We start from the raw sequence: 26,994 nt of genomic DNA on the forward strand, positions 1-26,994 counted from the left end.
GACTTACTCACCCACTCCCACGGCAGGCTGGATGCCCGAGTTCCACGGCGCGGGGGTCGACGCGGGGCGGCGAGCAGCGTCCGACACGCGGATCAGCAGGGCGACGGTGATCCACGAGGACACCATTGACGAGCCGCCGGCCGCCAGGAACGGGGCCGTCAGGCCGGTCAGCGGAATAATGCGAGTGATGCCGCCGAGCACCACGAACAGCTGAATGGCCAGCGAGAAGCTCAGGCCGGTCGCCAGTAGCTTGCCGAAACCGTCGCGCACCGTCAGCGCCGCACGCAGGCCGCGCTGAATAAGAATCAGGTACAGGACCAGGATCGCGGCCATGCCGGTCAGGCCCAGTTCCTCCGCGAAGGAGGACAGGATGAAGTCCGAGTTCGCCAGCGGCACCAGCTGCGGGTATCCGCGGCCCCACCCAGTACCCATGAGACCACCGGAAGCCTGGCCGAACAGACCCTGGACGAGCTGGTAGGACCCGCGGTCGTACACCTCGGGGTCGAGGGCGTTAAGCCAGATGTTGAAGCGCGTCTGCACGTGGCTGAAAGACTTGACAGCCACGAGGACGGCGGGCACGAAGAGCGTGAAGCCGATGACCAGCCACGACACGCGGTTCGTGGCAACGTACAGCATCGCGACGAAGAGACCGAAGAACAGCAGCGAGGTGCCGAGGTCGCGCTGCAGGACGAGGATTGCGATGCCGATCAGCCACACGACCATGATCGGGCCGAGGTCTCGGGCGCGCGGAAGGCGCATGCCGAGGAACTTGCGGCCACCGATCGCCAGGTTGTCGCGGTTCGTCACGAGGTACCCGGCGAAGAAGATCGCCAGGGTGATCTTCACGAGCTCGCCAGGCTGGACGGAGATGGGCCCCAGGTGAATCCAGACGCGCGCGCCGAAGGTTTCCTGGCCGAGGCCCGGAATCATCGGCAGGAGCAGCAGGAAGAGCGACAGTGCACCGAAGGTGTAGGTGTAGCGGCGCAGCATGCGGTGGTCGCGCAGCGTGATCAAAATGATCGCGGCGATAATGATCGCGATGCCCACGAAGAGGGCCTGGCGGAAGCCGACCACGGCCTCGTCCCTGCGGGCGTACGACAGGTCCAGCCGGTAGATCATCGCCAGCCCGAGGCCCGTCAGCGCCACCGCGACCGGGAGGATCACGGGGTCCGCGTAGGGCGCCAGGAAGTGCACGCCGACCTCGGCGATGATGGCGATGGCCACCAGGACGCCGACCTGCGTGAGCAGGTTCGCGGGGATCTCCCCCGTGTAGTTCAGCGACGTGAGCACGTACCCGGCGATGCCGACCGCCAGGGCCAACCCCATGAGGGTCAGCTCCAGGAAGCGGCGAGGCCGGGCGGGCGCGATCGATACGGTAGCCATTACGAGGCGCCCCCACTCTGCGCCCCGGATTGGGGCGTGCCGGACTGCGGCATGCCCGACTGGGTCGTCGAGGACGAGGGGGACGACACGTTGTCGGCCACGGAGCGCTTGAGGCCCTCGATGTAGGAGTCAATGTCGGCTCGCGAAGAGCGCAGCACCGGAGTATCGAGGCGCTGGCGGTCGACGGGGGACAAGTCGGCGAGGGCCACGTTCGAGACCTCAACCGCGTGCGATAGCTGCCAGGGTCCAATCGACTGAGGAATGCCCTGGTAGATGACGACGTAGCCGTCCTGGCCGATCGCGTAGTACTGGGTCTGCGTCCACTTCCACGACATCCACGAGGCCGCGACGACGAGGACCGTCACGAGCGAGACGAAGACGGGGGTCCACCAGGAAGAACGAGGCTTGAGCTCGATGGGGGCCTCGTCCTCGTCGGAGATGATGTCGGAGGAGGCCGAACCCAGGGCGGCCGCGCGAGCAGCCGCGCCGTCGCCTCCGCGGGACTTGGCGTTGCGGTCGATGGCCGCGGCGCCCACGATCTGCGGGGGAGCGGGCGGGAACGTGCCGGCGGGAACGATGTCCGCGATGACGCACGTGATGTTGTCGGGGCCGCCGGCCAGGAGGGCCAGGCGGATGAGTTCTTCGGCGCACTCGCCCGGATCCTTGATGTCGGCCATGACCTGGCCGATCGTCTCGGGGGAGACGAGGCCGGACAGGCCGTCGGAGCACAGCATCCAGCGGTCGCCGACGACGGCCTCGCGGATCGTCTCGTCGGGGGCCACGTCGGCCTGCGCGTCGCCGAGGATCTTCAGGACGACGTTGCGGTTGGGGTGGTGCTCGGCTTCCTCGGGCGTGATCTGGCCGGTGTCGACCAGGTACTGCACGAAGGAGTGGTCGGTCGTGACCTGGGTCAGCGTGTCGCCGCGCAGCACGTAGGCGCGCGAGTCGCCGATGTGGACCATTGCGAGGCGGTTGCCGGAGCGCATGAGCGCGATGCAGGTGGTGCCCAGGCCCTCGAGGTCGCGGTCGCGGCTCGAGCGGTCGGTGAGCTCCTCGTGCGCGTCGAGGAGGGCCTCGCGCAGGAGGGGGAGCATCGAGTCGGCCGGGTGCGAGTCCGTGTCGAGGGGGACGAGGTGCGCGAGGGCCACCGAGGAGGCGATGTCGCCGCCCGCGGGGCCGCCCATGCCGTCGGCAAGGACCAGCAGGTTCGCGCCGGCGTAGCCGGAGTCCTGGTTGTTGGAACGCACGAGGCCCACATCGGAGCGGGCAGCGTAGTGGAATTGAACCGCGTTTCCTGACATATCAACCCACCAATTCGAGAGTCGTCTGGCCGATGCGGATGACGTCACCGATCTTGAGCTGGCGCGGACTGCTCAGGCGCTCGTCGTCGATGAAGGTGCCGTTACGGCTGGAGAGGTCTTCGATCCACCAGCCGTCGGACTGGGGGGTGAGTGCCGCGTGGCGGCTGGACGCGTACTCGTCTTCGAGCACGAGGGTGCACGCGGGGGAGCGGCCGATGACGATGGGGGCTTCGCCGAGGGGCAGCATGGTGCCCACGAGGGGGCCGCCGGTCACCAGGAGGTCCTTGGGGGCCAGCGGGTTCGTGGAGGTGCGCTTCTTGTTGTCCTTGCGCTTCTCTCGGGAGGCTTTGCGGCGTGACGTGGCCTTGTCGCGTCCCTTGCCGCGCGGGGTTACGACGGTGCCGAAGATGTCGCGTCGCAGCGTGTTGACGGCCGCGAGCACGAGGAGCCACAGCAGCACCAGGAACCCGATGCGGAAAACGGTAAATGCGAGGTCAGTGGTCACTTCATTAAACTCCGCTCTGGTCTGGGTGCGTCCAGAAGAGGATCTTGGTGCGTCCGATGACGATCTGGTTGCCGTCGAGCAGGGTTGCTGCGTCGATGCGGTGGCCTTCGACGAAGGAGCCGTTGGTGGAGCCCAGATCGGTCGCAATGACGCCGGTGGGCGTGATGCGCAGTTCGAGGTGGCGGCGCGAGACGCCCGAGTCGTTGACGACGATGTCGGCTTCGGAGCCGCGTCCGATGACGGTCACGGGCTCGGTGAGCAGCCACTTTTCGCCGTCGACGTCGATGATGGGGTGCTCGGGGGATGCGGACGAGGCCGTGGCGGGGGCGGCGGGGCCCCGGCGGTTTTCGGCGTCGACCTTGAGGGTGCCGCTGGGCTCGGAGGCGTCCGCGATGAACTCGATCGTGACGGGGCCGAGGAGAGAGTAGCTGTTCGCCGCGGCGTGCTCGGTGGCCTGCTGGGCGAACTCGTCGGCGAGGACGTCGAGGGACGCCTCGAGGGAGGTGAGGTCGGTGCGCGAGGCGTAGACCGAGAAGTGGTTCGCGGCAATGATGCGCGAGGCGGAGACTTCCTGGACGGATTCGTCCATGGCGCGGCGGATCGCCGTGGTGATATCCACGGGCTTGATCCCCGACCGGAACACGCGCGAGAAGGCGCCGTTGACGCCTCTCTCGACGGCGCTCTCGAAGCGGTCGAAGATGCTCATAGTCGTGCTCTCCTCATTCCCCCGCGCTGTGCGCGCGACGTACGGTGTGGGTGGAAGCGAGGCCGCTCCCAGTCACAGTTTAGCCGTCGCGCGAAGCGGTGTGGCCCCAACTGCCGGGATGTTCCCGATGAGCAAAGGCCTGCGCGCTCGCATCGAAGGCCCGTCATGGCAGGGAATACCTTGCCATGATGCGCCTGTGATATTTGGTGCACATGTTACACGTGTGACGATAAGTGTGTCGGAGCAAACAGGGTGTGGACAGGTCGTGTCGTACGTATTGGTCTTGCATGGTTGCACTCTGGGCTCCAGGCTTCCGTTTGGGGGAGGTTGTGTCGAGGTGTGTCCTGGCGGCGCGGACATTGTGCCTGTTATGCAGTGCACAATCGAAATGACTGACCAGGTGGTTGGTCCTGCTGACTCTTTCGTGTTGGATGGTCGAGTGTGGGGTGAGATTGTTAAAAAGTGAGGCGGGTCGCCATTTGGGAATGGGCGAGCTTGGTCTGGCAGAAATTGTCTGCGCGGTCCACCGAATATGGGCGCCCTGTTCCATATGTGCAGGTGCAGATAAATACTGACCTAGAGGGTTGTGCGGGAACTAAGTCCCATTGTTATGGTGAGTCGGTAACCATATCAACGTGGGGGCGGTATGAGACTCACTGACATGCAGGGCGGCGTCCAGAATCGAGGCGTTGCCGACCGAGACGACCATCCGTCGGCGGCCAGCCACATGGCCGGCCGAGCGGTCCGTGCGCCGCGTACTCGCAGGTTTGCCATGCGTGGAATCGTCGCTGCTGCTCTGACCGGTCTCGCCCTCTCCGGCCTCGTTCTGGTTCCTGGCGCAGCACGAGCGGAGGCTCCCCTCGAGACCCCCGGCGCCGACAGCATCACCTTCAATCGATCCGAAGGGCGCATCGGCGCGGCCGTCCTCAACGACTCCGGTACGGATCGCACCACCGTCGTCGCCGACAACTCGTACTTCGGCATCGTGCCCGGTATGACGGTCTACAATTCCGCGGACCCCAACCAGCGCTCGGTTGCGTATCGCGCGGGGTACTCCCAGGACTGGCTCGACGCGGACACCGCGAGAAGCGGTGATTACTGGTCCTACGTTACTCGAGGCGTGGCCTGGGACTACCACATGGCCGCCTACTACCGGTACCCCTACTATGGCGAATACACGCCCGATGCGATCTCGACCTCGACGACGAGTGCTCTCGGCTACAAGCCGAACAACCCGGGAACGGTCCCGCTCAACAGCACCTTTCTGATCGGGGCCGTGCGCCACAATAACTTCCCCATCTACTCCCAGATCCACTGGGTGCACTCGTCCTTCGACATTCGTATTGGTGACCTGGAGGAATCCTTCCCCTTTGACCAGCAGGAAACCGACAACGACACGGACACGACGGCCGTGCGACGCAAGGGAGGCCCCTACGAGTGGGTCTCCCGTGCCTCTGCGCCGCGCACCTGCCCATCGACTGCCCCCTACTATGCGCTCGCTCGATCTGATCACAACTGGCATTGCTTCAAGAAAGTCGGTGAAGGAAAAGGCAGATACGACATCTACACGGATCAGCCCCAGTACTACCCGGGCTCGGCAGGCAAGCCCGACCAGACCCCTGACTCGGACGACGTCTTGACGATCATGAAGACCACCTCGGACCAGACGATCACCGTCAACGGGATCCCGTACCGCCTCGTCCTCTACGGATTCGTACCCAACGCGGATGGTAACTGCCCCGCCACCCCGCCCGCGGGCTCGACCCCGGTCTCCAGCTTCACGACGAAGGAAAGCCAGGCGTCCTTCGGCTGCCTCTACGGCTCCTTCAGCCAGGAACGCTACGTGCGCGTCGCGAAAGCTCTCACCGAGGACTCCGAGCAGGTGGGTGACGCGATCCCCCCGTTCACCTTCACGACGATGGGCCTGGGCGACTGGTCCGCGCCCACGGGAACCCCGCTCACCACGAGCGTGACGGCAGACGGCTTCGTCGATTGGAAGTCCTTCGAGGACGCGAACCTGACCCCGACCGCCTACGGCAAGGCCGGGGCGGCCACCTCCGGATACAAGGCCTTCATGCCCGGCTTCTCCCAGTTCATCATCGCCGAGACGGGGCCGCGCATCGCAGGCCGATTCCCGTTGCAGTACGGCGCGCAGGGGCGTTTCGGCCCCTGGAAGACCAGTGATGACCCGAACTCCGCGCAGTGGAGCCTCGTCGATGTGACCTGCCTAAACGGCGTGGGCGAGCGCGTGAACGTCACCCGAGATGCTGAGACGGGCGGCGTGGACTTCTCCCAGGTCGCCCCGGCCTCGTCGCCTGCGGCCCTGCCGATCACCTGCACGTTCACCAACCGTGAGCAGACCCCCAAGCTGCGCATCCAGAAGGATCTCGAATCGGTCGAGGGCGCGACGACGGATGACATCACCGTCACCTATCGCATTACGGCCACGAACGACGGCACCCTCGCGGGCGTGACCGGGCGCCTCACGGACACGCCGAACTTCGCGCCGGGCCTGACCGTGCGCTCCGCGGCCGTCGCGACCAGCGTCGATGGGCTTGATACCGCGACCGAGCAGGGGGCCGCCGCGTCCTACGTCCTCACCGAGGGGACGGCCATCGAGCCGGGCGCGTCCTCCTCGTGGTACATCCGCATGAAGGTGACGCGCGATAGTTCGGCCGCCGGGTATTCCGAGTCACTGCTCGAGTGCGCCTCGTCGAACGACCGCCTCACCCCGGGCCACGGCCTCTACAACGCGGTGACGGGCGCCTACGATCACGATGGCGAGGCCAACAACGAGGCCTGTGCACCCGCGCGCCCCCGACCGATCCGCATCGAAAAGGCCGGCACGCAGCCGGTCGGAACCCCCAACGACGACGGTACGTACCCGCTCGACGGCGCGGCCTTCGCGATCTACGACAACGAGGCCCTGGCTGGGGACCCGGTCTCCGTCCTCGACGGCGGGTCGCGCTTCGTGACCGCGCCCCTGGAGACGGGGAAGACCTACTGGCTCGTCGAGACCCGCGCGCCCGTCGGGCACGCTCTGCTGCCCCGTCCCGTCGCCTTCCATATCGAGGCAGGCGCGGATGCTGACGCGACGACCGTCATTAAGACGGACTTTGGCGCCGACGAGGGGTTCAGCTCCGTGCGTGTCCTGCCCGCTTCGGGCAGCCTGCCCGGCGCGGATCGCACGCCCGGCATCCGTGTCGTCGACACGCAGGTCGGCGTGCTTCCCAAGGCCGGATCCATCGGCATCTACCCCCAGCTGGCGGGCGGAGCTGCATTGCTCGGCCTCGCTGGTGCCTGCGCGTGGCGACGCCGAGAGCGGACACAGGCTGCGTAAGAAACACTGCGAGACATAACGACGTGGGTGTGCCCGCCATCTGGCGGGCACACCCATGCGCGTCTTGAGGTGAGGGAGGCGGTCAGGCCGCGTCGCTCGTGCGCCCCGGCCCCGGCCTCGTGAAACTCAGAAGTCCCAGTCCTCGTCCTCGGTGTCCACGACCTCGCCCATCACGTAGGACGAGCCGGAACCCGAGAAGAAGTCGTGGTTCTCGTCCGCGTTGGGGCTCAGGGCCGCCAGGATCGCGGGGTTCACGTCGGTCGCGTCGGCCGGGAACAGGGCCTCGTAACCCAGGTTCATGAGCGCCTTGTTCGCGTTGTAACGCAGGAACTTCTTGACGTCCTCGGTCAGGCCGAGCGGATCGTACAGGTCCTCCGTGTACTGCTCCTCATTCTCGTAGAGCTCGTACAGCAGTGAGTAGGTGTAGTCGCGCAGGTCATCCTGGCGCTCCTGGCTCGACTCATTCACGGCCAGCTGGTACTTGTAGCCGATGTAGTAGCCGTGGACGGCCTCGTCGCGGATGATGAGGCGGATCAGGTCAGCCGTGTTCGTGAGCTTGGCGTGCGAGCTCCAGTACATGGGCGCGTAGAAGCCCGAGTAGAACAGGAAGGACTCGAGCATCGTCGAGGCGACCTTGCGCTTCTCCGGGTCGTTGCCGTCGTAGTAGGACTTGACGATCTCGGCCTTCTTCTGCAGGGCCGCGTTCTCGTTCGACCAGCGGAAGGACTCGTTGATTTCCTCCGTGGACAGCAGGGTGGAGAAGATCGACGAGTAGGACTTGGCGTGCACCGACTCCATGAACGCGATGTTCGTGTAGACGGCCTCCTCGTGCGGGGTGCGCGCGTCCGGGATCAGCGACACTGCGCCGACCGTGCCCTGGAGCGTGTCCAGCAGGGTTAGGCCCGTGAACACGCGGTTCGTCATGAGCTGCTCGTCCTTGGTGAGGGTCTTCCAGCTCGGCAGGTCGTTGGAGAGCGGAATCTTCTCAGGCAGCCAGAAGTTGCCCGTCAGGCGATCCCAGACCTCAAGGTCCTTGTCGTCTTGGATCTTGTTCCAGTTGATGGCCTCGAACACGGGCTCGGTCGCCATGGGGGCTCCTCTACGTACAGTGTCGGACGGACGAGGCCGGGGCGGCCTCACGTGCTCCCACCAGGATACCCGCGGGGCGGGTGTGTCGTGGTCGCGGGCTCGCCGGTGTCTCGTGGACGAGGTCACCTCGGTGGGGTTGCCGAGGTGTCGGCCTGTGTGTGCCCAATTGGGGGACGGACCGGATACCTATGGGTGTACGCGTCGTTGTAGCGCTGGATCTCCCGCATGACGTCCGCTACCGCGTTGTCTGTGCACTTAAAGTCTTCTGTCGCTGCGCCCAGGCCCAGGGCGACGCCGTTTGCGATCCACGCCATCTGGCTGATGGTTGTGTCAAGAGCCGTGAGGTGTTTCATCAGGGTCGCATGGTGGGTGCTGCCTGTGTTCGTAGTGCTCGGTGTCGGCACTTTCTTCAGGGAGGTGGAGGCACGGTCGAGGGCAGAGATGATGGACTGAACTTCGTTGTAGTTCCATTCGATGTTGACGTATGTCATGGCTGATTCCTCTCGGGTGACAGGGCGAAGAACTGTGTGAGGAGAGCCCACAATTGCGTGTTGTAGATGGGGTGGATGGGGATGTGTGGTCCGGTGCTGGGGGCTAGCAATGGGGCCTCGATCCGGTAGGAGGCGGCTGGCGTGATGAGGGTCGACAGGATGGTTGTCGGAACGAAGGAATCCTCGTCCGTGCAGTCCTCGCGGATCCAGGTGGTGTATGCCCAGCGTTGGGCCACGAGAGCCTGCGCGAAGGCGGAATCTGAGGGGCCGTAGGAGGAATAGTTCTCGAGGAGCTGGGCCGTCTCTTCGGTCATGCCCTGCTGTGCGGCGTACACGATGGCCGTCGGTAGCACGGGAGGTCCATCGAAGATGGCTGGGTTAGGTGCGAGCGGAGATATCGCAGCCGCGACGTGGGGGATTTCCTCGTTATCGATCTGATAAATGTGGGTCTCAATGTCGCCGGTGGGGGCGGTGGCCGTCCGGGTGACAACGCAGGGCCCCGGCTGCATCCAGATGAAAGCCTGATGGCACTGGGAGGTGTCCGGAGACGTGGTTGCGATGATGAGCCGTGAGCGAGCCGTGCGCATGAGAGTGGCGAGTTGCAGCGCGTCTCCGGTGAGTTCTTGGGAGGTGGCGAAGCTCGAGGTGACGTCGCCCGGAATGACGATGTGGGGACGGTCAGCCATTGCGCACCTCCAGGCTCATGATGATCGCGAGAACGTCTTCGTTCAAGTTGCTGAAAGCGGGGGTTGTCATAGTCGCTGTCGCCGTGAGGAGGAAGTCATTCGTGCCGTCGGAATGAATCCATGCCCACTGGCAGGCAGTGATCGGCACCCTGCCCTGAATGTAGATCCCCGTGCGCAGTTGTGCGGATTCTGGCGTTGTCGGCCAGGGACAGTCATCCAGCATCCGAAAACCCGGGACTTGATCGGAGAGTGCAACTGCTGATTCTGTGAGGGCTTGTTCGGGTGTGGTATCCGCTGGGATGGGGGATGCAAGGAGCAGGATGGTGGGGGTGAAGTCGTAGTTGGCGTCGGTGGGGCCGACCGCTAGGGCGATGACGCCTCCTTCGGCCGGATGCTGATCGCTGCCTGGCGTGCGATTCTGTGTGTCGTCGGCGCTCCCGAATGCCTGGTCGAGGATCGAGGCAATGTCCTCCTGTGGGCAGGAAGACCATCGCGGAGGCATGAGCCAATAGGACGACAGACTCATAGCGTGTCCTCGGTCTGATCGTTGGTAGTGGGATCCTCGGCATCTTCCGGCACCTCGAACTGCGGCAAAGGATCGCCGTTCTTGTCCAGCATGCCGTGGCGCTTCATGTACTGGTACCGAGCGTCGGCCCAGCGGGGAACTGGTAAGGGGGAAAAGTAGTAAACAATTCCGGTGATGATAATGATTAAGGCTATTGCAATGAGTGTCAGTTGGATGAACTGCGGAAACCTTCCTTTATCGTCGATCATCATAATGCTGCCGACCAGAAATGTGCTTCCAGTGGCAAGGGTGCCGATTGATTGAGACTTATTGCTCATGCGTGTTGCTGAGCCAATAAAACGCGCATTTTGGCCAAATTGTGAATCTGTATAAGTCTCGCAGTACCACATAGCAAGAATTGAGAGACTAAAAGGGATGCCGATGATTCCCCAGATCATGAGGGTTGTCCACCTCCGTGTATAGCGGAATAAGCAGAGTTATTAATTTTTGTTGCTATTCCTTGGCCAATTTTGCTGCCGATGAGTCCTCCGACGACTCCTCCGATAATTCCACCTGCGAGAATTCCTACTGGGCCGCCAAATGCCCCGATGGCTGCGCCGAGCTGTGCTCCGGCACTGGCTCCGGCGTATGCGCCTCCAGCAGCCAGCGCTCCCGTCACGCCGGCCCGTGCTACCTTTTCGCCTTCTCCCATCTCGGGGTGGTGGTAGGAGTCCGACTGGTAGCTGTCGTATGCGCTGACAACGCCGTCGAGAACCGCGCAGGCGCGGCCTGCGACTTTGCCGCCGATGCGCAATGCGTCGGCTGCTTTGACCACACGACCGCCGCCTTCGACGGCATTGACGGAGGGAACCTTCCAGTTCTTGAGGTTTCCGTGCTCGGTGACTTGCTTCCACAGGGACGCATCTTTGATTCCGGCCGGTGCCTGGTACTTGGCACCCTTGGCCTGCAGGTAGATTGCCTCGGTCGTGTCTCCGACGGTATTGCGCACGCTGTCAGCCCAGCTGGGATAGCGGCTCGCTGCGTTCAGTCCGGTGGGGAATCCGTACGTGCCGACGAATCTGTTGAACACTGCGAGGATTGTTGACTCGCAGACGGTGGGGTCAATGCCTGCGAGGTCGTCGCCGAATAGCGATTCGGCGTAGGCGAACTTCTTCTGATTGATGCTGCAGCGCTCCCTCAGCGATGCAAAGATGACGCCAACTCCGCCCGGAACGTCTGCCGGGTGACTGATGGTGACCTGTGTGCCCGCCTGAGAAACCGTCAGCCCGGCTGCTGTGGCATCGGTGATGATGGCCTGAAACTCTGTCCTGATGGGCTGCATGGCACCCGCGTAATCCTCCAGGGCGGAATGTAACGAGCGGAAACATGACACAGCGTGCTCGCTCGCGGAAATCATATTGGTCAGGTGCTCGACGACGGTCTCCACCAGCCTGGCTCTCTGGTGCTCGACCTGTCCGCGAGCTGTCGTCGCATCCACGACGGCGTCGTCGAGCGCCGTCATTGGTGTGTCGCACCAGTCCTTCAGTGACTGAACTGCGTCCACGTCAACCGGGAAGTCCCACGTAAAGGACTCGGCGAACTCTACGGTTCCCGCCGATACCGGAATCGTAGAAGTGTCTGCAAGGGGGGGCATTGCTTCACTCCGTTGGAACAATCGAGCGGCGTTCGTGTTGCGCGTCACTTAGTGGCTAGATTACTCCGGTTGTTTGACAATCTGCAGAGGGATGAGGCGCTGACCATGCGGTGTCTTGGTGTTGCACCAGGTCTGAGCTGGTTTTTTGAGAGCAGCCGCGGGATCGCCTGCGTTTCGTGGACGAGGTCACCTCGGGCGTGTGCGGGGCGGTATCGTATGCGCCATGACGACGCCCACCTTCGCCGACGTTGACGCCGTGCTCGCCAAGCGCGACTACAAGGCGGCGTTGGCCATGCTGGAGTCCATGGAGGTTGTCGGCGAGGACGCCTGCTACCGCCGCGATATCCAGGCCGCCGCCTGCGCCGACCGCCTCGGCCAATACCCCCTGTGCGAGGAATACGCGACGCGCGCTCACTCATACGGGGACGACATGGCCGACCCCTTCGCTCTCATCGCGCGCGCCCAGCGCCGCCAAGGCCTCGTCTCCGAAGCGGCGGAGGTGGCCTCGTCCGGCATGCGCCTGCACCCCCAATCCCCCGAGATTGCGCGCGAACTGACCATCTGCCTCGTCGACCTCGGGCGATACGAGGAGGCACTGCCCGTCTCCGAGATCGCCACCGATGGCTTCCCCGACGACGTTGAGCTCCTCATGGCATACGGACGACTGTGGGCGCCGGTCAAACCCAACGGCGCGCAGTGGGCTTTCGGTCGCGCCAAGGTAAACGCCCCGGACCTGGCCGAGGCGAAGTTCGCCTACGACTCCTTCGCCTATCCGCTCAAGGGCGCTGGGCGTTCCTCGTACTCCATCGAGATGGAACCGGCCGTCGCCGAGGCCTACCGCAGGATGCTCAAGCGCGTGACCTTCGGGCTCGACAAAGCGTGGATCTTTGCGATGGTTGGCGGTTTTGGCGCAGGACTGGGGTATCTGCTCACCCTGCGCTTCATGACGGACGAGTTGGCACTGTTCTTCTTCCTCGCGTATGCGGCCTGCGCGTTGAGCGGGTACGCTTACGCGTTCCTCCAGATCGCGCTGTTCAACCGGTCCATGCCACGCGGCGTTCGCCTGACGTTTCGATGCCTGCGCAAGCGATTCCCGGAACTGGGGAGTTCGGTCATGGACTTCGTTCGCATGATCGTGTTGGCAGGACTCATTCTGTTCACGCTTATGGCGCTCACGCGCTGATCTACGCTGTTGCTTAAAGTCGTTCTCACTGTGTGCTCAATACTTATATCTTGACCATTGAAAAAGTGGCGCATTGCGCGCCTGACAGTTGCTTTGTAAGGCGCGGATAATCAACGGACAGCGCTATTGTGAGGGAGTGACCTATCAGCCCTTAGAATTCGCCGCAGTCTCCAGGCCCTACCGCCTGGGGAACGATCAGCTGCGCCGCTATAACCGCGTGCGCTCAGGGCAAAAGACACAGGGGCGCATCAATATCGCCATTGATATCATCACCGTCCTCCTTATCGTGTCCGTGAGTACGATCGTTGCAATCGTCGAGCTCTCATCCGTGTCTGAACCCGTCATCGAAAAGCTTGCCACCCTGGCTCTCGCGATCATCCTGGGGGGAGGCCTGGTCCTCCTCGTGCTCCTCGCCGCCCTCATCGTCGTGGCGCGCCGGTGGCACCGGGAATGGGACGGCAACGAAGACCTCGTCATCTTCTCCAGCTCGCACGCCGCCCTGCGTGCCGCCCGGCGCGACGGAGCGATCATGACAGCCTGCGCGCGTATGCAGCTCGCCTGGTTCGTTGGTTTCCTCGCCGTCGGAGGCATCGCAGTCGCCACCGAATCTGCCCTCCTGGCTGCCCTCGTCTCCCTGCCCCTCGCGATGGGCCTCGTCAACTCCTGGCGTTCATGCCAAGCGCTGCGCAGGATCACCGCGCGAACCCTCTGATCGTTTCGCGCCCGAGTGTGTGGACCCATAAGCCTGCCAGCCGGTAGGCTTGCGGACATGACGAATCCTCTTATCGACTCCCTCGTGTCGATCATCGAACAGCGACCCGAGGACCACTCCCTACGCGAGCATCTCGCTGAACTCCTGATCGCCGAAGGGAGGGGCGCAGAAGCCGTCTCCCATCTGGCCGTCGTCCTCGCCGTCGACCCCCACAATGAGCGCGTCGCCGCCCTGATGCGCAGCGCCCTCGGCGTGCCCGAGGCTCCCGCTTCGTCTGCGCCCGCGGGTGACGAGGCTGAGCCCGCCGCGCCCGCAACAGACGAGGATCGGGTGTTGCCTGAGGCGGCCTTCGCCGGTGAGGTCCCGGTGCCCCCCGAGGCGCCCGAGGCCTCGGCCCCGGCCGTCAACGGGCTGACTGTCGCTGAACCTGAGACTGCAGCTCCCGCCTCGTACGAGGCCGACCCCGTCCCCGCGCCCGAGGAGCCCGCTCTGTCTGCACCCGCAGCCCCCGCCTCGGACGACGCAGACATTCCCGCGATCGTGACTATTCATCCCGCGGCCTTCCCACAGACGGCCGAGGAAGGGAACGACGAGGCCAGCGCGTCGACAGGCGAGGCCGGAGATGGGCAGGATGACCCCGCTTCCCCCGATGACGCCGATCCGGAAAACTTCGACTGGAAAAACGCCGAGAAGCAGGTCGGCGGGCCGGCGCCAGCATTCGTGAAGCAGGGCGCGACCGAAGGTGAAATCGAAGTTGACGAGAAACCCCAGGGTGACGCGTGGGACCTCGAAAACGTGACGTCGACGCTGGCCGACGTCGGTGGTATGCAGTCCGTCAAGGACCGCCTCACCATGGCCTTCCTGGCCCCCCTGCGCAACCCGGAAATCCGCAAGCTCTACGGTAAGAGCCTCAGCGGTGGCCTGCTGCTCTACGGTCCTCCCGGATGTGGCAAGACCTACATCGCCCGCGCTCTCGCCGGCGAGCTCGGCGCCGCGTTCATGAATGTCAGGATCAGTGACGTCATGGCGCGCTACTTCGGTGAATCGGAAGCTAACCTCCACGAACTTTTTGAGACCGCGCGCGCCAACGCACCCGTCGTCCTCTTCCTCGACGAAATCGATGCACTCGGCATGCGGCGATCGAACGCGAACTATTCCGGCATGCGACCGGTCACCAACCAGCTCCTCATGGAACTGGACGGCATTGGATCCGACAACGAAGGCGTGTTCGTCCTCGCCGCGACCAACACCCCGTGGGATGTGGATCCGGCGCTGCGCAGGCCCGGACGCTTCGATCGATCCGTCGCCGTCCTGCCTCCCGACGGCCCCGCCCGACAGGCTGTCCTCTACCACCACCTCAAGTCCCGCCCCGTCGAAGGCATCGACATGGGATACCTCGTCCAGTGCACCAATGGATTCACCGGTGCCGACCTGGCCCACCTGGTCGACAGCGCCGTCGAATTCGCGATGATGGACTCCTTGCGCTCCGGCAACGTGCGCATGGTGACCATGCAGGACTTCCGCAGGGCGCTAGAGCAGATTCGGCCCAGCGCGGGCCCATGGTTCATCACCGCCCGCAACATCGTCGAATACGGCAACCGCGAAGGCCAGTACGACGACCTCGCCGAGTACATGAAGGCAAACAACCTGATGTGAGGAGGTGGGCGACGCGCAATCGCCGCCCACCCTTCGCCGTTGCCACCAGCAGTGAGGAGGACCGATGTCGAACGATGACGTCTGGAAGCGGATCGAGCACGCCCAGTTCTTGATCGATATCAAGCGTCCCCAACAGGCCATCGAACAGCTCGTGACGATCCCCCAGGGGGATCTGGAAGTCGCGGCGCGAGTGAATTGCACCCTCGCCCAGGCCCACCTGCTCCTCGATCAGAAGGATAAAGCGTACGCGTGTGCCAGGCGCGCCATCGAAGCCTCCCCCAATGACGTGCTGTCGCTGTACTGGTTGTCCTCCCTCGAGCCGGATTCTCTTCGCGCACTCGAACACGCAACGCGCCTCGTGGAGATGATTCCAGACTTCGGTGTTGCCCATGCCGTGAAGGCTCGCGCTCTTGCCCTTAACCGCCGGTGGGATGAGGCGCTGAACTCGGCTCGTGAAGGCGAGCGCCTCGATCCCGAAGACTCCTTTGTACTCAACACCCTCGGCAGGATACTCGCCAGGAACGACGAGAAAGCGGCGCTCGACGTATTCAAGCGCGTCCTCGCCCTCGAACCAGAAAACGCCGCCGCTCGTGAATCCATCGCACTCCTCGAAGCGGACGACCATGCCGACGCTAGCAGTCGCCTCTTCCGCGACCTCCTCGAGCAGAACCCCGCCGTCAAGGGCTACGAGAACCAGCTCCACTGGCTGGTGTTCAAACCGCTCTTCACCCTGTGCTTGGGTCTCACGATCGCCTATCTGATCGGCTGGTCGATCGCCGGCCTCGTCTATGCCTTCGGTAGCCGTCAGGTCGCCCTCATTGTTGGGCTAGTGTGGACCGCGTTGTTCCCCCTGCGCGCCATGGACGCCGCGGTGCGCAAACACCTCTCGAAGGTCGCCGCCGGTCAGGGGAAGACGCGCCGCGACGTCGTGAACCTGGCGTTCAAGCGTCGCCCCATCGGTGCGACGATCGCGACGACCTCGATCGTGCTTCTCTCGCTCACCCCCGCGGTATTTGGTGTGGTGAGGTACTTCGTCCCCGCCTCCTCGTGGTGGACAGGCCTGGGCGTGCCCATCCTCGTCATGCTCTGCGGGTGGGTCGGTGCCCTCGTCGCCCGCCACATGATCTTCGTGCGCGAACGCTGAGAGCGGGCGGCGAGCGGCGCCTCAGCCTTTCGAGAGCCTCTCACGCACGGCACCCGCACCGAACGTCAGCACGGTCAGGCCCGCTTCCAGAGCGCCCAGGGCCAGCCCCTGCCTCGTATGAGCGAAATGAGCGCCCTGCGCGCGGCGGCGCTCACCGCGGCGGAACAGCCAGCGCTCCACGCCGACCGTGATCATCGCCGAACCCAGCGCCGCGCCCGCGAGAACCGCCAGCTCCGCCGGGTCCGCCTCGGTGACACCCTCAAGCGGATCCTCGCCCGCGACGGGGGACGACTTCGAGCAATCCACGTCCTCGTCATCGTAGGGCGGGAGCTCCGAGGGCTCCGGCAGCTGCGCCACCATCGACCAGCCGAGCACCCCCAGCAGACCCGCCTTCACGAGGCCGCGCAACGGGCGCGAGCGCACGTAATCGGGCAGGGCGTACCACGCGACGGTCGCACCCACGCCCGCCGCGAACCCCGCGACCCGAGTCGGGTCCACCGAGCCAGCGCACGGACAAGAACAGCTAGATGAGGCGGCCATGGCCAGTCCTTTCAATCGGGAGCGCGCGGATCAGTCCGCGAGCAGGTCAAGCAGGTGAGAGACGACCTTTCCGCCCGAATAGGCGGATCCGTCGTGCTGGTACTCATTCGTGATGAAGTGGCGGGCGCCGATCAGGTCACCCGTATCCAGGGAGAACTCGCGAGGCACGAACATGTCGTCGTAGTACACGGCCGCCGCCACCGGCACCGTGTTCTCGGCCAGCACATCCGGCAGGTACACGGGGGCCGCCTCCGTCGTCGACGCGAGGATCTCCGCGACGCCCTTCAGCGGCGCCAAGCCCGGATCCTCGTCGAACACGCGGCGCATGAAGTGCTCGCCCGTCAGGTAGAACGGCTCACTCTCATCCAGTGGGTTCGCGTCCTTCGCGAAGCCCGGGATCTCCTCGGCCAGGCGATCTGCAGCCCAGCCCGTCGCCGTGCCCACCAGATCCGGCGTCGCGCATGCGTAAATGTACTCCTGGAACAAGCCGTAAATCGGCGCAACGTCCACCTGCGCGCCGATCGCCGCCAGGAACTGCGACGAGAGACGGCGCTCGCCTCGAACCGACGTCCATGGGCCCTCGAGCAGGTAGTGCAGCTGATCCGTGTTGCCCTGGCCGCCCAGCATCATACCGATCATGCGCAGGCGCGCGGGGGAGAGGCGCTCGCCCGTCGGCAGCGTCTCCTCCGTGTCCGCCAGGTGCGCGCACAGCTCGCGCACCGTGCGCTCATCGCCCGGGTGGCGCTGGAAGTACGTGCGGTTGCGCGCCGCCGTGCGCTCATACGTCAGGCGGTAGATATCGTCCACATGGACGAGGCCGGGCAGGCCTCCCGTGATCAGGCTGGCCTTCAGGCCCTGGGGAGCCAGCGACAGGTACGAGGTCGTGATGAAGCCGCCGAACGACTGGCCGAGCGTCGTCCACGGGTCATCCCCGCACAGCTCGCGGCGCAGCGCCTCCGCGTCGTACACGATCTGGTCCTGGCGGAAGTGGCGCAGATACGCGGCCTTCTCCTCGTCCGTGTCCAAGTGGGAGAGCGCCTGGGCGTCCATGCGGGTCGACTGGCCCGTGCCTCGCTGATCGAGGAGCACCACGCGGTAATCCTGCAGGAGACGATTCATCCACCCGCCGGTAAACGTGCCGAAACGCGGGCTCGGGTAGCCTGGGCCGCCCTGCAAGAACACTGCGTAGGGCGCGTCCTCGTGGCCCTTGCGCACGACCTCGCGCGCGAAAACCTGGATCGTCGGATTGTCCTCGCCGGCGGGGCGCAGGTGATCAAGCGGAACGTCCAGGCGGTGCTCGTAAACGGTGTGACCGTGGTGCAGGTACGACTCTGTGTGCATGGACACAATGGTAGCGGTTTTGTGGCGGTGTCGTTGTGCCCGTTTGTTGTCCCGTCTGTTTTCTGGGCAGCGCTTGTGGCCCCACGGGTGTTCCGGGCGCCGGAGGGCCCGGCCGCCCGCGAGGCTAGGGCCTCACTTCGTTCGGCGCCGCGCCTCGAAGCCCGCCCGTGCCCTCCGGTCCCTCCGGCGCCCTCCACACCAGTGGTGCCTCGTCGCTGATGTGTGGCTCTACGCGTCGGCTCGAAGCCCGGCCAGGCCCCGCCGCCGCCTGCGGGCACCGCAGACTGGCCCACCCGCCCGTGCCCTCCACACCTGTGGGGCCGGTCTGCTGACGTGTGCCTGTGCGTCGCCTCGAAGCCCGGCCAGGCCCTCTGGTTCCTCCGGCGCCCTCCTATCAGTCGGTGGTGTGCGTTCTGGATAGGAAGCTCTGTTCTGGATAGGAACGGCGCTTCTGGATAGCTTATTAACCTATCCAGAACGCAATAACCTATCCAGATTGTTGTTTCCTATCCAGTTTGGTGGTGTTTGCCAGCCCGGCGGCTTGCTTGCTGTGTGGCAATGGGGGTTTTGCATCATTAGGAGCTCGCTGGCGGCGTGTCGCTGGCGTGTTGGGTGCTTGGATGGCGTCATTCCCCCCGTTTTGAGGCTGTGAGGTGGCAGCTTGGGGTGGTGCGGCGCCCAAAACACAGACCACCTCGGTGAAAAACGCTGAAAATGGGGTGTTGTGGGCGAGGTGGTCTGCGTTTTGGGCACAACTGTGTCTGGCATAGTGTGTTGCGCGCACGTAAACCCGCTCTTTCACACGTAAACCTGCTATGTGGAGTGTGGGCGGGGCTGCCCAGGCTCGCATTAGCGGGTTAACATGCGGATCAAAGGGCCGGATTGCAATGCGCGGTTCCCCAGCAATGTCGCACGTAATTCCCCCGCGAGTATTTCAGGCTTTGAAAGCATGTCGTTGGAATTGCAGCGTTTGTGGAGCATCTCGAAAAATGACCATGTTAAATTACGTGCGACTTTGGGGGCGGTAACCCGCGCGCCCGCGGCTCAGAGCCAGCGGGTGACAGCCAGTTCGTCAGCGCTATTTCGTCAGAGCCAGTTCAGCAACGCGACGTAGCAGACCGTTCCGATGCCGACGCTCCACAGGAGCTTGCGGCCGCTCAGCAGGTGCACCGCGACCGTCACACCCGTCGCCGCCAGCGCCGCCCACCAGCGGCCACCCGCCTCCTGCGCTCCCTGAGCCAGTGTCGAGAGCACGAGGATCAGCATGATGCCCGGCGGCATCCACACTGCCATGTCGGAGACGAAACGCGAATCGCGCAGCGGCTCAAGGATCTTGAATGGCAGAGCGCGCAACGTAAAGTCGATGACGAAGGTGATCGCCAGGAGCGCCAGCAGGTAGCCCAGCGTCGGAGTCACTGTGCACCTCCTTCGGCCAGCTCATCCACGGAGTGCAGGATGCCTCGGCGATGGAGGATGTGGCGAACCACCAGGCACGCGACGAACAGCAGGAGCGCCACCAGGAGGCGCTGGCCCGGCGCCACCACCATGGCCACCGCGAAGGACACGCCAGCCAGGAGGATCGAGGGCAGCTCGCGCCTCGTGCGCGCCGCGTCCAGGGTCAGCGTGAGGAACAAAGCCGTGAGCGCGAAGTCGAGGCCCTCGATCTGCGTGGGAATCAACGAACCCGCGGACACGCCCACAAGGCTCGAGATTAGCCACGTCAGGTTAAAGAGAGCCTGCATCGCCAGCAGACGAGGTTTCGTCCACCCGTTCGGGCGGGCGGCGGTCAGCGCGTAGGCCTCGTCCACGAGGGCGTACATCGAGAAGAGGCGCGCGAAGCGGCCCTCGATGACGTGCAGCGGGAATGAGAAAGCGAAAAACAGGAGGCGGAAGTTCACCAGCAGCATCGTCACCGCGATGACTGCCAGCGGTGTGTTTTGCGCGGCCAGGGTCACGACGAGCAGCTCGGCCGACCCCGAGTAGGCGGCCAGGGACAGCGACGGAGCCAACCACCACGGCAGCCCCAGCTGGATAACGAGAACGCCGTATGCCAGGCCCAGCGGGATGTAACCCGCGGCCACGGGCGCCGTAATGCGCAGGCCTTCGAGGATCTCGCGGCGGGTAGGGCTAGCCGGCACGGGGAGGTTCACGGTGCGCGGTAGCTTGGGCATGGGTGCAATTGTGGCGCGTGAGGCGGTGAGAGTGCGCGTTGGCGGGGCCGTGCGTGACGACTTGCACGCTCTCGCGGCGATGGCGTTCCACGAAGTGGGAAGGAGCTTCGTCACGGACCTGTCACATAGTTTCAAAACGGGAAATAGCTCTCGCGCAATAAACCGTCCGGTGGAAATATCGTTCCTGTCGCCGAGGAACATCCCCTCGGCGCTTCCACTGAAAACGCAGATCAGGAGCCCTCATGAGCGCCACTCACGCACGCAAGAAGCCATTCCTTCGACTCGCTACGGCCGCCGTCGCCATGGTCGCAGCCCTCGGCATGGCCGCATGCTCCGGTGGCGCGTCCACCTCCTCGTCCTCCTCGTCGAGCGCGCAGGTCGGCGACCGCAGCCCCGAGCAGATCAAGGAAGCCGGCGAGATCGTCATCGGCATCTTCTCCGACAAGGCCCCCTTCGGCTACATCGACGCCGATGGTAAGCCCGCCGGATACGACGTCGTCTACGGTGACCGCATCGCCGCCGACCTGGGCGTCACCGCCAAGTACGTCCCCGTCGACGCCGCCGCCCGCACCGAGGTCCTCGCCTCCAACAAGGTCGACATCACCCTCGCGAACTTCACCGTCACGCCCGAGCGTGCCGAAAAGGTCGACTTCGCGAACCCCTACTTCAAGGTCTCCCTCGGTGTCGTCTCTCCCACCTCGGCCGAAATCACCGACGTGAGCCAGCTGGCCGGCAAGACCCTCATCGTCACCAAGGGCACGACCGCCGAAGCCTACTTCGAGGCCAACCACCCCGAGGTCAAGCTCCTCAAGTTCGACCAGTACTCCGACGCCTATCAGGCCCTCGAGGACGGCCGCGGCGACGCCTTCTCCACCGACAACACCGAGGTCATCGCCTGGGCGATCCAGCACCCCGGCTTCAGCGTCGGCATCAAGAGCCTGGGCGAGACCAGCTACATCGCGGCCGCCGTCAAGAAGGGCAACACCGCCCTCCTCGACTGGCTGAACAACGAACTCGTTGAGCTCGGCAAGGAAAACTTCTTCCACAAGGACTACGAGCAGACCCTCGCCCCCGTCTACGGTGACGCCGCGACCCCCGACGACCTGGTCGTCGAAGGCGGCGTGGACACCACCTCCACCAACTGACGCAGGTACGAGGCCGTGGCCCCCACCGGGGACAGCGCCCACCGCGGGTGAACGCCCCGAGCGGCCACGGCCTCGTCCCAGATTTTTCCTATGAATCTCGACATTCTGGCGCGATACGCGCCCCTGTACGTCGACGCCGCCATCCTCACCCTGAGGATCGCGGCTATCGGCATCATCGGCTCCCTCGCGGTCGGCCTGCTCGTGGCTGCGATCCGGCAGTACCGGATCCCCGTCGCCACGCAGATCGCCGCCGCCTACGTCGAACTGTCGCGCAACACGCCGCTGCTCGTGCAGCTCTTCTTCATCTACTTCGGCCTGCCGCGCGTGGGCATCAAATGGAGCGGCGAGACTTGCGCGATCGTCGGCCTCATCTTCCTGGGTGGCGCCTACATGGCCGAGGCCCTGCGCTCCGGCCTCGACTCGATCGCCACGATCCAGTGGGAGTCGTCTGCGGCGCTCGGCCTCACCCGCACCCAGACGCTGCGCCACGTCGCCCTCCCGCAGGTCATCGCGACCTCCGTGCCGCCGCTCGCCGCCAACGTCATCTTCCTCATCAAGGAAACATCCGTCGTCTCCGTCGTCGCGCTGCCCGACCTCGTGTACGTCGCGAAAGACCTCATCGGCATGTCCTACAACACCTCCGAAGCGCTGGTCCTCCTGGTCATCGCCTACCTGGTGATCCTCCTGCCCGTGTCCATCGCGGCCCGACTCATCGAAAAGAAGGTGCGCCGTGGCGGATTTGGGAATTAACGTCATTTTCGAAGGCCGCAACCTCGTGCGCATCCTCGAGGGCCTGGGCGTCACCGTCGGAATCTCCGCGCTGTCCGTTGTACTGTCGCTGGTGCTCGGTGTGTTCGTCGGCCTCGGAATGCGCTCTCGCTGGCGCCCCCTGCGCTGGCTCATGCAGATCTACCTCGAGTTCGTGCGCATCATGCCCCAGCTCGTCCTCCTGTTCGTGGCCTACTTCGGGCTCACGCGCGTCGCGGGGATCAACCTGGACGGCATCACCGCGTCCGTCCTCGTCTTCACCCTGTGGGGCGGCGCCGAAATGGGCGACCTCGTGCGAGGCGCGCTCATCGCGATCCCGCGCCACCAGTACGAGTCCGCCTACGCTCTGGGACTTTCCCCGAGGCAGACCATGCGCCGCGTCATCCTGCCGCAAACCCTGCGCAGGCTCGCGCCCCCGGCCGTCAACCTCATCACCCGCATGATCAAGACGACCTCCCTCGTCGTTCTCATCGGCGTCGTCGAAGTCCTCAAAGTCGGACAGCAGATCATCGACGCCAACCGCTTCAACTACCCGACCGCCTCGCTGTGGATCTACGGCCTGATCTTTGTGCTGTACTTCCTCATCTGCTGGCCCATCTCGCTCCTCTCACGCCACATGGAGAAAACATGGCAGAACTGACCTCCGACCCGCAGCTGCGCCTCGTCGATCTCGACAAGACCTACCCCGGCGGCCACCACGCCCTGCGCGGCGTCTCCCTCGACGTCGCCGACGGCGAAGTCGTCGTCATCATCGGTCCCTCCGGCTGCGGCAAGTCCACGCTCCTGCGCACCATCAACGGCCTCGAGCCCATCAATTCCGGGCAGATCCTCTTCGACGGGAACGACCTGGCGGCCCCCGGCGTCTCCTGGCCTGAGGTCCGGCGCCGCATCGGCATGGTATTCCAGTCCTACGAGCTCTTCCCCCACCTGACCGTCATGGGGAACCTGACGCTCGCCCCCGGCCTCGTCGCGGGAGAATCGCGTGCCGACGCGAGCGCGCGGGCGCTGAAACTACTCGAGCGCGTCGGCCTGGCGGACCGCGCCGACGACTACCCGCGCCAGCTCTCCGGCGGCCAGCGCCAGCGCGTCGCCATCGTGCGCGCCCTCATGATGGACCCCGAGATCCTCCTCCTCGACGAGGTCACGGCCTCCCTCGACCCGGAGATGGTGCGCGAGGTCCTGGACGTCGTCCTCGAACTGGCTCGCACCGGCATGACGATGCTCATCGTCACCCACGAGATGGGCTTCGCCCGCGCGATCGCGGACCGCATCGTCTTCATGGACGAGGGCCGCATCGTCGAGGTCGACCCGCCCCGCAAGTTCTTCGCCGACCCGGCCTCTGATCGCGCGCGCAAGTTCCTCGACATCTTCAGCTTCGAAGGCGCCAAGCTGTAAGGGCGTGGCGGGGCTCCTCGTGGAGGGGCTGGCCTTGCTGGGCCGGGCTGCTTGGTGCGCCCGTGGGCGGCGGCCCGCCCGCGAGATCGCCACACGCGAGCCTAAAGGCTCGGAGTGGTCGATCTCGAAGCCCGGCCAGGCCTTGCCGCCGCCCACGGGCGCCGCAGCCTGGGCGAGCAGTATGTCCGGCCGGGCATGTTCCGCGTTTTAGCTTGTTCCTAAGTGGTGTGACACCACTTAGCGGGGTATTACACCAGCTCGGAGGTGGTGTAATGCTCCCTAACTGGTGTAATGCTCCCTAACTGGTGCAGTGTCACGCAGGTGAGTGTTGGGGCTCGTGGATAGGAAACAGCTATGCGGATAGGTTACGAAGATACGGATAGGTTACGACGATGCGGATACCTTAATAACCTATCCACATGCGCATAACCTATCCGCATGCGAGCAACCTATCCGCGTGGGGCGTGCTAGGCACGCTGGAGCTCTCTGCGGGGTTGGGGCACATACATCTGGCCGTCAAGGTGCCTATTCGCGTAGCGGCCCGGTGCCCCGCGGGATTATCCGACGCGCCCTGTGCCTGCACGCTGTGCACGCCCGCGAATGCGTGCCCGCGATAGCACGCTTCAGGAGATCAGCGTCGACTGGTGGTGCACCATGATCAGGCGCGCCTCGCCAGAAGTTGCCGGCGCCCACACGCTGGATTCCAGCGAAGCGCCGCCCTCCCAGCGCACCCGGTAGCGGGTCAGGAACGCCCCGCCCAGGTCGTGCGCGTCGATGCGGCCGATGGACGGGGAAGCAGGCGAGGGTCCCGCCAGCGTCGTGGTCGCACCGCCGCCCGGCCAGATGCGCGTCGTCCGCTCGTCGGTCATGGCCGCTAGTGCCTCCTCGTCACCGCCGGTCCACGCCAGGATGAATTCGCGCTCGCGGGCGATCGCATCCTCGGTGGTCGGAGCGCTCGCGGACGAGGCCGGGGCCGCCTGTGCGGGTTCGCTCGCCTCTGCGGGCGTGGAGAAAACGCTGGGATGAGAGCGGAAAGTCGACGTGGTGGCCTCGTCTGTGGCGGTGTCGCGTGAGGCAGGCGTAGCAGTGGTCGTGTCGGCTTTGGTGTGTTCCTGCCCAACATGTGCGCTCGCGCTGGGCTCCACGGCATCGTCCGGCTCAACCGATGCGGGCGCAGCAGTACCACCGGAGGCCTGATCCGCCGACGCAGTGCCGCGCGACGCGCCGCCGCCGAACCCCGGGCCCGGCTCGGGCGTGCGCCCAGCCTGGTAGGTCTCGGCGCAGGAGCGCGCGAGGTCGTCGGCCCGCTCGTTCATGCGGTGCCCGGCGTGGCCCTTGACCCACTCGAAGGTGACGCGGCGTCCCTCCATGGCGCGGTCGATCTCCTGGATGAGCTCCAGGTTCTTGATGGGCTTCTTGTCGGCCTTCGTCCAGCCGCGCTTCTTCCAGCCGAGCCGCCACTTCGATACGACGTTGATCGCGTACTGTGAGTCGGCGAGGATGTGCAGCTCTTCGCCGGTCTCGGCCGTTGCCTCGAGCAGACGTAGGATCGCGGTCAGCTCACCGAGGTTGTTGGTGCCCTGCGGCCAGCCGCCCGCGTCCCACGTGTCCTCGTCCACGTACCAGGCCCACCCCGCGGGCCCGGGATTGCCGAGGGAAGAACCGTCTGCCGCCGCCGTAATCGTCATGACCTCATCCTATCGGCATCGCGAGGCTTGATCGGATGGGGACGAGGCCGGGGCGCGGTGTCGCTGTCCCGCGCGGTATCTGGGGCCTGGGATGGGGTGGCCCTGGTGTCGTGCCCTAGACTCGGGGTAGGCGTGTTGCCATTTAGTGCAGTGACGAGAATGGATCAGGACGATGAAGCCGCATAGTGACGAGCCGCTTACCGGTGGTACCCGCGCGAGGACCCGTAAGGGGTTGCTCAGCCGCAAGGGCGTGCGTCGGTGCGGCGTCGGTGCGGCAGCACTGTCGATCGTCATGCTGCTGTCGGGCTGTCTTTCCCTTGCATCTCTCGATGAAAAGCCTATCGACAAGCTGACGACGGGTGAGGCGGTCATCGCCCTGCGGCTGGGTGGTGCAGAGGCGTCTACGGGCCTTCCGGGTGGAACGGGTGACAACTGGATTGTGCTCCTCGACTCCCAAGGGCGGGGGCAAGCCGGGCATGTCGAACACGGGGAGCGTGGTGACATCGCATGGACTGAACTCGGGGTGTCGTACGGCGTCCAGGCGGAGGATTTTTTGACGACGCAGGAGGGGACGCAGCGGATCCCCCGCGTGGGTGATCGTTCCGTTGAATATTTCCGTTTTGCGCTCCCCGATGGGCGAATCGAAGTCATCAGTGCTGCGAGGAGGGGCTCTGGTATTCGTGCGGACATCATCGAGCGTGATGGAACGATGACGAGCGTGGAGACCGATGACTGGTCGGGCGGCTTTGGGTTGTGTGGGTCGCGGGTTTTAGCGATTATGAATACGGAGGTGTCCCAGAGCATGAAGTCCGCGGCGCTCGAGGTCTATGCCGCTCAGTCGGGTGGCGAGGGAAGTGAGCCGGAAGACCTCTCGGTTGTCGTGCAGTTGGACGATCCTGCCGGAGCTACCCCGCGGATCCTTGCGGCGGCGCCGATGATTCCGGGCTTAAGGTCAGTGCAGTACTTGTACGCCTGTGAAGGGGACATGCTGACGGCACCGAGCATCCAATTGGATGATCCCGTCGGCGCACAAAACGGTGGCGTCGATGCGGCGAGGGGGACCCTCGTTCTCCAGCGGTGGGATCTGTCGACGGGGCAGCGCACGGTGAGCCCCGTGCTTGATGGGGCAGGAAACGCCATCCAGCTGAATGAAGATGTGGACATCTACGGTGGCAAGGCGATCCTGGTGGGTGACGAATACAGGTTCATCAGTCGACATGGTCATGCCTTCTCGATCAATCTGAAGAGCGGACAGGGCCGTCACTTGTTTTCTATCCCCGAGCAGGTCGGACATGGTGACATGGTGTTCCAGGTGACCGAGAGCGGCGTCTATTTCCTGACGGATAGCTCCCGCGAGCAAGCAGTCACTCTTTCCTATCATCCATGGGACGGCGGCGAGTCTCGCGTGGTTCTTTCGACGGGCAACCTGGAGGACTACCTGAGGGTGCGCAAGCTGTTCTCGGGTGGTCAGCGCGCCATCGAGTCCTTCGCCCTGCGCCCCGGCTGGGATGGCGGCGCGCAGTAACGTTGGCCCTCTTTCGAGGTCTCGTTCCCGGTTGGGACGTGCCTCGATGGGACGAGGCCGGGGCGC

Annotated in this window: 25 protein-coding genes; 10 read left to right on the forward strand and 15 right to left on the reverse strand. The window is 64.8% G+C overall.

Annotated elements, in window-relative coordinates; translation table 11 throughout:
* Positions 1 to 3 precede the first annotated feature (3 nt).
* The 4 genes from CYJ22_RS07550 to CYJ22_RS07565 are packed head-to-tail and all read right to left on the reverse strand — an operon-like array spanning position 4 to position 3,895.
* Positions 4 to 1,383, reverse strand: coding sequence for an FtsW/RodA/SpoVE family cell cycle protein (locus tag CYJ22_RS07550; protein WP_101602179.1), 1,380 nt, complete (start codon positions 1,381 to 1,383; stop codon positions 4 to 6).
* Positions 1,383 to 2,684 (reverse strand): PP2C family protein-serine/threonine phosphatase, encoded by a 1,302-nt coding sequence (locus CYJ22_RS07555; RefSeq protein ID WP_101602180.1) that lies wholly within the window; start codon positions 2,682 to 2,684, stop codon positions 1,383 to 1,385. The genes CYJ22_RS07550 and CYJ22_RS07555 overlap by 1 nt, the downstream gene beginning before the upstream one ends.
* A gap of 1 nt (position 2,685) precedes the next feature.
* Positions 2,686 to 3,189, reverse strand: a complete 504-nt coding sequence (locus CYJ22_RS07560; protein ID WP_007589795.1) for an FHA domain-containing protein FhaB/FipA — start codon at positions 3,187 to 3,189, stop codon at positions 2,686 to 2,688.
* A 4-nt stretch (positions 3,190 to 3,193) separates the two neighbouring features.
* Positions 3,194 to 3,895 (reverse strand): FhaA domain-containing protein, encoded by a 702-nt coding sequence (locus tag CYJ22_RS07565; RefSeq protein ID WP_003791630.1) that lies wholly within the window; start codon positions 3,893 to 3,895, stop codon positions 3,194 to 3,196.
* 646 nt (positions 3,896 to 4,541) lie between these two features.
* Between CYJ22_RS07565 and CYJ22_RS07570 the strand changes: the two genes are divergently transcribed.
* On the forward strand, positions 4,542 to 7,235 hold the full coding sequence (locus CYJ22_RS07570) for a prealbumin-like fold domain-containing protein (protein ID WP_243390476.1): 2,694 nt from the start codon (positions 4,542 to 4,544) through the stop codon (positions 7,233 to 7,235).
* A gap of 126 nt (positions 7,236 to 7,361) precedes the next feature.
* Here the strand turns inward: CYJ22_RS07570 and nrdF are convergent, their stop codons facing one another.
* The 6 genes from nrdF to CYJ22_RS07600 form a co-directional block, all read right to left on the reverse strand.
* The gene (nrdF, locus tag CYJ22_RS07575; RefSeq protein ID WP_007587957.1) at positions 7,362 to 8,324 is read right to left on the reverse strand and encodes a class 1b ribonucleoside-diphosphate reductase subunit beta; all 963 of its coding nucleotides are present in this window, start codon (positions 8,322 to 8,324) and stop codon (positions 7,362 to 7,364) included.
* A gap of 122 nt (positions 8,325 to 8,446) precedes the next feature.
* Positions 8,447 to 8,815 carry a hypothetical protein gene (locus tag CYJ22_RS07580; RefSeq protein WP_101602181.1) on the reverse strand — a complete coding sequence of 123 codons (369 nt, stop codon included), beginning with the start codon at positions 8,813 to 8,815 and terminating at the stop codon, positions 8,447 to 8,449.
* Positions 8,812 to 9,501 (reverse strand): hypothetical protein, encoded by a 690-nt coding sequence (locus CYJ22_RS07585; RefSeq protein WP_101602182.1) that lies wholly within the window; start codon positions 9,499 to 9,501, stop codon positions 8,812 to 8,814. Before CYJ22_RS07585 ends, CYJ22_RS07580 begins: the two co-directional genes overlap by 4 nt.
* On the reverse strand, positions 9,494 to 10,027 hold the full coding sequence (locus tag CYJ22_RS07590; protein WP_101602183.1) for a hypothetical protein: 534 nt from the start codon (positions 10,025 to 10,027) through the stop codon (positions 9,494 to 9,496). Before CYJ22_RS07590 ends, CYJ22_RS07585 begins: the two co-directional genes overlap by 8 nt.
* Positions 10,024 to 10,464 carry a hypothetical protein gene (locus CYJ22_RS07595; protein ID WP_101602184.1) on the reverse strand — a complete coding sequence of 147 codons (441 nt, stop codon included), beginning with the start codon at positions 10,462 to 10,464 and terminating at the stop codon, positions 10,024 to 10,026. The genes CYJ22_RS07590 and CYJ22_RS07595 overlap by 4 nt, the downstream gene beginning before the upstream one ends.
* A complete protein-coding gene (locus tag CYJ22_RS07600) occupies positions 10,461 to 11,660 on the reverse strand; it encodes a hypothetical protein (protein ID WP_101602185.1) in 1,200 nt (399 codons plus the stop codon). Before CYJ22_RS07600 ends, CYJ22_RS07595 begins: the two co-directional genes overlap by 4 nt.
* Before the next feature lie 223 nt (positions 11,661 to 11,883).
* Here CYJ22_RS07600 and CYJ22_RS07605 point away from each other — a divergent pair, with 223 nt between their 5' ends.
* From CYJ22_RS07605 to CYJ22_RS07620, 4 genes are all read left to right on the forward strand, one after another.
* Positions 11,884 to 12,843 carry a tetratricopeptide repeat protein gene (locus CYJ22_RS07605; protein ID WP_101602186.1) on the forward strand — a complete coding sequence of 320 codons (960 nt, stop codon included), beginning with the start codon at positions 11,884 to 11,886 and terminating at the stop codon, positions 12,841 to 12,843.
* Between the two features lie 136 nt (positions 12,844 to 12,979).
* Positions 12,980 to 13,555 carry a hypothetical protein gene (locus tag CYJ22_RS07610; protein ID WP_007587945.1) on the forward strand — a complete coding sequence of 192 codons (576 nt, stop codon included), beginning with the start codon at positions 12,980 to 12,982 and terminating at the stop codon, positions 13,553 to 13,555.
* 57 nt (positions 13,556 to 13,612) lie between these two features.
* Positions 13,613 to 15,211: an ATP-binding protein gene (locus CYJ22_RS07615; RefSeq protein WP_101602187.1), complete on the forward strand. Its 1,599-nt coding sequence runs from the start codon at positions 13,613 to 13,615 to the stop codon at positions 15,209 to 15,211.
* A gap of 64 nt (positions 15,212 to 15,275) precedes the next feature.
* Positions 15,276 to 16,355 carry a tetratricopeptide repeat protein gene (locus CYJ22_RS07620; RefSeq protein ID WP_101602188.1) on the forward strand — a complete coding sequence of 360 codons (1,080 nt, stop codon included), beginning with the start codon at positions 15,276 to 15,278 and terminating at the stop codon, positions 16,353 to 16,355.
* A 21-nt stretch (positions 16,356 to 16,376) separates the two neighbouring features.
* On the opposite strand, the gene CYJ22_RS07625 is transcribed toward CYJ22_RS07620, so the two are convergent.
* From CYJ22_RS07625 to CYJ22_RS07640, 4 genes are all read right to left on the reverse strand, one after another.
* Positions 16,377 to 16,895, reverse strand: a complete 519-nt coding sequence (locus CYJ22_RS07625) for a peptidase S9 (RefSeq protein ID WP_101602189.1) — start codon at positions 16,893 to 16,895, stop codon at positions 16,377 to 16,379.
* Between the two features lie 30 nt (positions 16,896 to 16,925).
* The gene (locus CYJ22_RS07630; protein WP_101602190.1) at positions 16,926 to 18,236 is read right to left on the reverse strand and encodes an alpha/beta fold hydrolase; all 1,311 of its coding nucleotides are present in this window, start codon (positions 18,234 to 18,236) and stop codon (positions 16,926 to 16,928) included.
* A 1,086-nt stretch (positions 18,237 to 19,322) separates the two neighbouring features.
* On the reverse strand, positions 19,323 to 19,652 hold the full coding sequence (locus CYJ22_RS07635) for a branched-chain amino acid transporter permease (protein WP_007590057.1): 330 nt from the start codon (positions 19,650 to 19,652) through the stop codon (positions 19,323 to 19,325).
* Positions 19,649 to 20,407, reverse strand: coding sequence for an AzlC family ABC transporter permease (locus tag CYJ22_RS07640; protein WP_101602191.1), 759 nt, complete (start codon positions 20,405 to 20,407; stop codon positions 19,649 to 19,651). Before CYJ22_RS07640 ends, CYJ22_RS07635 begins: the two co-directional genes overlap by 4 nt.
* A gap of 242 nt (positions 20,408 to 20,649) precedes the next feature.
* On the opposite strand from CYJ22_RS07640, the gene CYJ22_RS07645 reads away from it, so the two are divergent.
* The 4 genes from CYJ22_RS07645 (at position 20,650) to CYJ22_RS07660 (ending at position 23,715) form a co-directional block, all read left to right on the forward strand.
* Entirely contained in the window at positions 20,650 to 21,552 is a 903-nt protein-coding gene (locus CYJ22_RS07645) for a cysteine ABC transporter substrate-binding protein (protein ID WP_101602192.1), read from the forward strand.
* 90 nt (positions 21,553 to 21,642) lie between these two features.
* Positions 21,643 to 22,302, forward strand: a complete 660-nt coding sequence (locus CYJ22_RS07650; RefSeq protein WP_007590059.1) for an amino acid ABC transporter permease — start codon at positions 21,643 to 21,645, stop codon at positions 22,300 to 22,302.
* A complete protein-coding gene (locus tag CYJ22_RS07655) occupies positions 22,283 to 22,960 on the forward strand; it encodes an amino acid ABC transporter permease (RefSeq protein WP_101602193.1) in 678 nt (225 codons plus the stop codon). Before CYJ22_RS07650 ends, CYJ22_RS07655 begins: the two co-directional genes overlap by 20 nt.
* The gene (locus CYJ22_RS07660; RefSeq protein WP_101602194.1) at positions 22,948 to 23,715 is read left to right on the forward strand and encodes an amino acid ABC transporter ATP-binding protein; all 768 of its coding nucleotides are present in this window, start codon (positions 22,948 to 22,950) and stop codon (positions 23,713 to 23,715) included. Before CYJ22_RS07655 ends, CYJ22_RS07660 begins: the two co-directional genes overlap by 13 nt.
* Positions 23,716 to 24,338: 623 nt before the next feature.
* Here CYJ22_RS07660 and CYJ22_RS07670 read toward each other — a convergent pair.
* Positions 24,339 to 25,403 (reverse strand): ribonuclease H family protein, encoded by a 1,065-nt coding sequence (locus tag CYJ22_RS07670; protein ID WP_101602196.1) that lies wholly within the window; start codon positions 25,401 to 25,403, stop codon positions 24,339 to 24,341.
* Positions 25,404 to 25,575: 172 nt separating this feature from the next.
* Here CYJ22_RS07670 and CYJ22_RS07675 point away from each other — a divergent pair, with 172 nt between their 5' ends.
* Positions 25,576 to 26,928: a hypothetical protein gene (locus tag CYJ22_RS07675; RefSeq protein ID WP_101602197.1), complete on the forward strand. Its 1,353-nt coding sequence runs from the start codon at positions 25,576 to 25,578 to the stop codon at positions 26,926 to 26,928.
* Positions 26,929 to 26,994: the final 66 nt, after the last annotated feature.

Origin of the sequence: Schaalia odontolytica (assembly GCF_002847525.1) — a bacterium.
Taxonomy (GTDB): domain Bacteria; phylum Actinomycetota; class Actinomycetes; order Actinomycetales; family Actinomycetaceae; genus Pauljensenia; species Pauljensenia odontolytica_B.

What these genes read in the sequence shown, in the direction of transcription:
- CYJ22_RS07550 (WP_101602179.1), bottom strand. Translation starts at nt 1,383, where the DNA reads ATGGCTACCGTATCGATCGCGCCCGCCCGGCCTCGCCGCTTCCTGGAG.
- CYJ22_RS07555 (WP_101602180.1), bottom strand. Translation starts at nt 2,684, where the DNA reads ATGTCAGGAAACGCGGTTCAATTCCACTACGCTGCCCGCTCCGATGTG.
- CYJ22_RS07565 (WP_003791630.1), bottom strand. Translation starts at nt 3,895, where the DNA reads ATGAGCATCTTCGACCGCTTCGAGAGCGCCGTCGAGAGAGGCGTCAAC.
- CYJ22_RS07570 (WP_243390476.1), top strand. Translation starts at nt 4,542, where the DNA reads ATGAGACTCACTGACATGCAGGGCGGCGTCCAGAATCGAGGCGTTGCC.
- nrdF (WP_007587957.1), bottom strand. Translation starts at nt 8,324, where the DNA reads ATGGCGACCGAGCCCGTGTTCGAGGCCATCAACTGGAACAAGATCCAA.
- CYJ22_RS07580 (WP_101602181.1), bottom strand. Translation starts at nt 8,815, where the DNA reads ATGACATACGTCAACATCGAATGGAACTACAACGAAGTTCAGTCCATC.
- CYJ22_RS07585 (WP_101602182.1), bottom strand. Translation starts at nt 9,501, where the DNA reads ATGGCTGACCGTCCCCACATCGTCATTCCGGGCGACGTCACCTCGAGC.
- CYJ22_RS07590 (WP_101602183.1), bottom strand. Translation starts at nt 10,027, where the DNA reads ATGAGTCTGTCGTCCTATTGGCTCATGCCTCCGCGATGGTCTTCCTGC.
- CYJ22_RS07595 (WP_101602184.1), bottom strand. Translation starts at nt 10,464, where the DNA reads ATGATCTGGGGAATCATCGGCATCCCTTTTAGTCTCTCAATTCTTGCT.
- CYJ22_RS07600 (WP_101602185.1), bottom strand. Translation starts at nt 11,660, where the DNA reads ATGCCCCCCCTTGCAGACACTTCTACGATTCCGGTATCGGCGGGAACC.
- CYJ22_RS07605 (WP_101602186.1), top strand. Translation starts at nt 11,884, where the DNA reads ATGACGACGCCCACCTTCGCCGACGTTGACGCCGTGCTCGCCAAGCGC.
- CYJ22_RS07615 (WP_101602187.1), top strand. Translation starts at nt 13,613, where the DNA reads ATGACGAATCCTCTTATCGACTCCCTCGTGTCGATCATCGAACAGCGA.
- CYJ22_RS07620 (WP_101602188.1), top strand. Translation starts at nt 15,276, where the DNA reads ATGTCGAACGATGACGTCTGGAAGCGGATCGAGCACGCCCAGTTCTTG.
- CYJ22_RS07625 (WP_101602189.1), bottom strand. Translation starts at nt 16,895, where the DNA reads ATGGCCGCCTCATCTAGCTGTTCTTGTCCGTGCGCTGGCTCGGTGGAC.
- CYJ22_RS07630 (WP_101602190.1), bottom strand. Translation starts at nt 18,236, where the DNA reads ATGCACACAGAGTCGTACCTGCACCACGGTCACACCGTTTACGAGCAC.
- CYJ22_RS07640 (WP_101602191.1), bottom strand. Translation starts at nt 20,407, where the DNA reads ATGCCCAAGCTACCGCGCACCGTGAACCTCCCCGTGCCGGCTAGCCCT.
- CYJ22_RS07645 (WP_101602192.1), top strand. Translation starts at nt 20,650, where the DNA reads ATGAGCGCCACTCACGCACGCAAGAAGCCATTCCTTCGACTCGCTACG.
- CYJ22_RS07650 (WP_007590059.1), top strand. Translation starts at nt 21,643, where the DNA reads ATGAATCTCGACATTCTGGCGCGATACGCGCCCCTGTACGTCGACGCC.
- CYJ22_RS07660 (WP_101602194.1), top strand. Translation starts at nt 22,948, where the DNA reads ATGGCAGAACTGACCTCCGACCCGCAGCTGCGCCTCGTCGATCTCGAC.
- CYJ22_RS07670 (WP_101602196.1), bottom strand. Translation starts at nt 25,403, where the DNA reads ATGACGATTACGGCGGCGGCAGACGGTTCTTCCCTCGGCAATCCCGGG.
- CYJ22_RS07675 (WP_101602197.1), top strand. Translation starts at nt 25,576, where the DNA reads ATGAAGCCGCATAGTGACGAGCCGCTTACCGGTGGTACCCGCGCGAGG.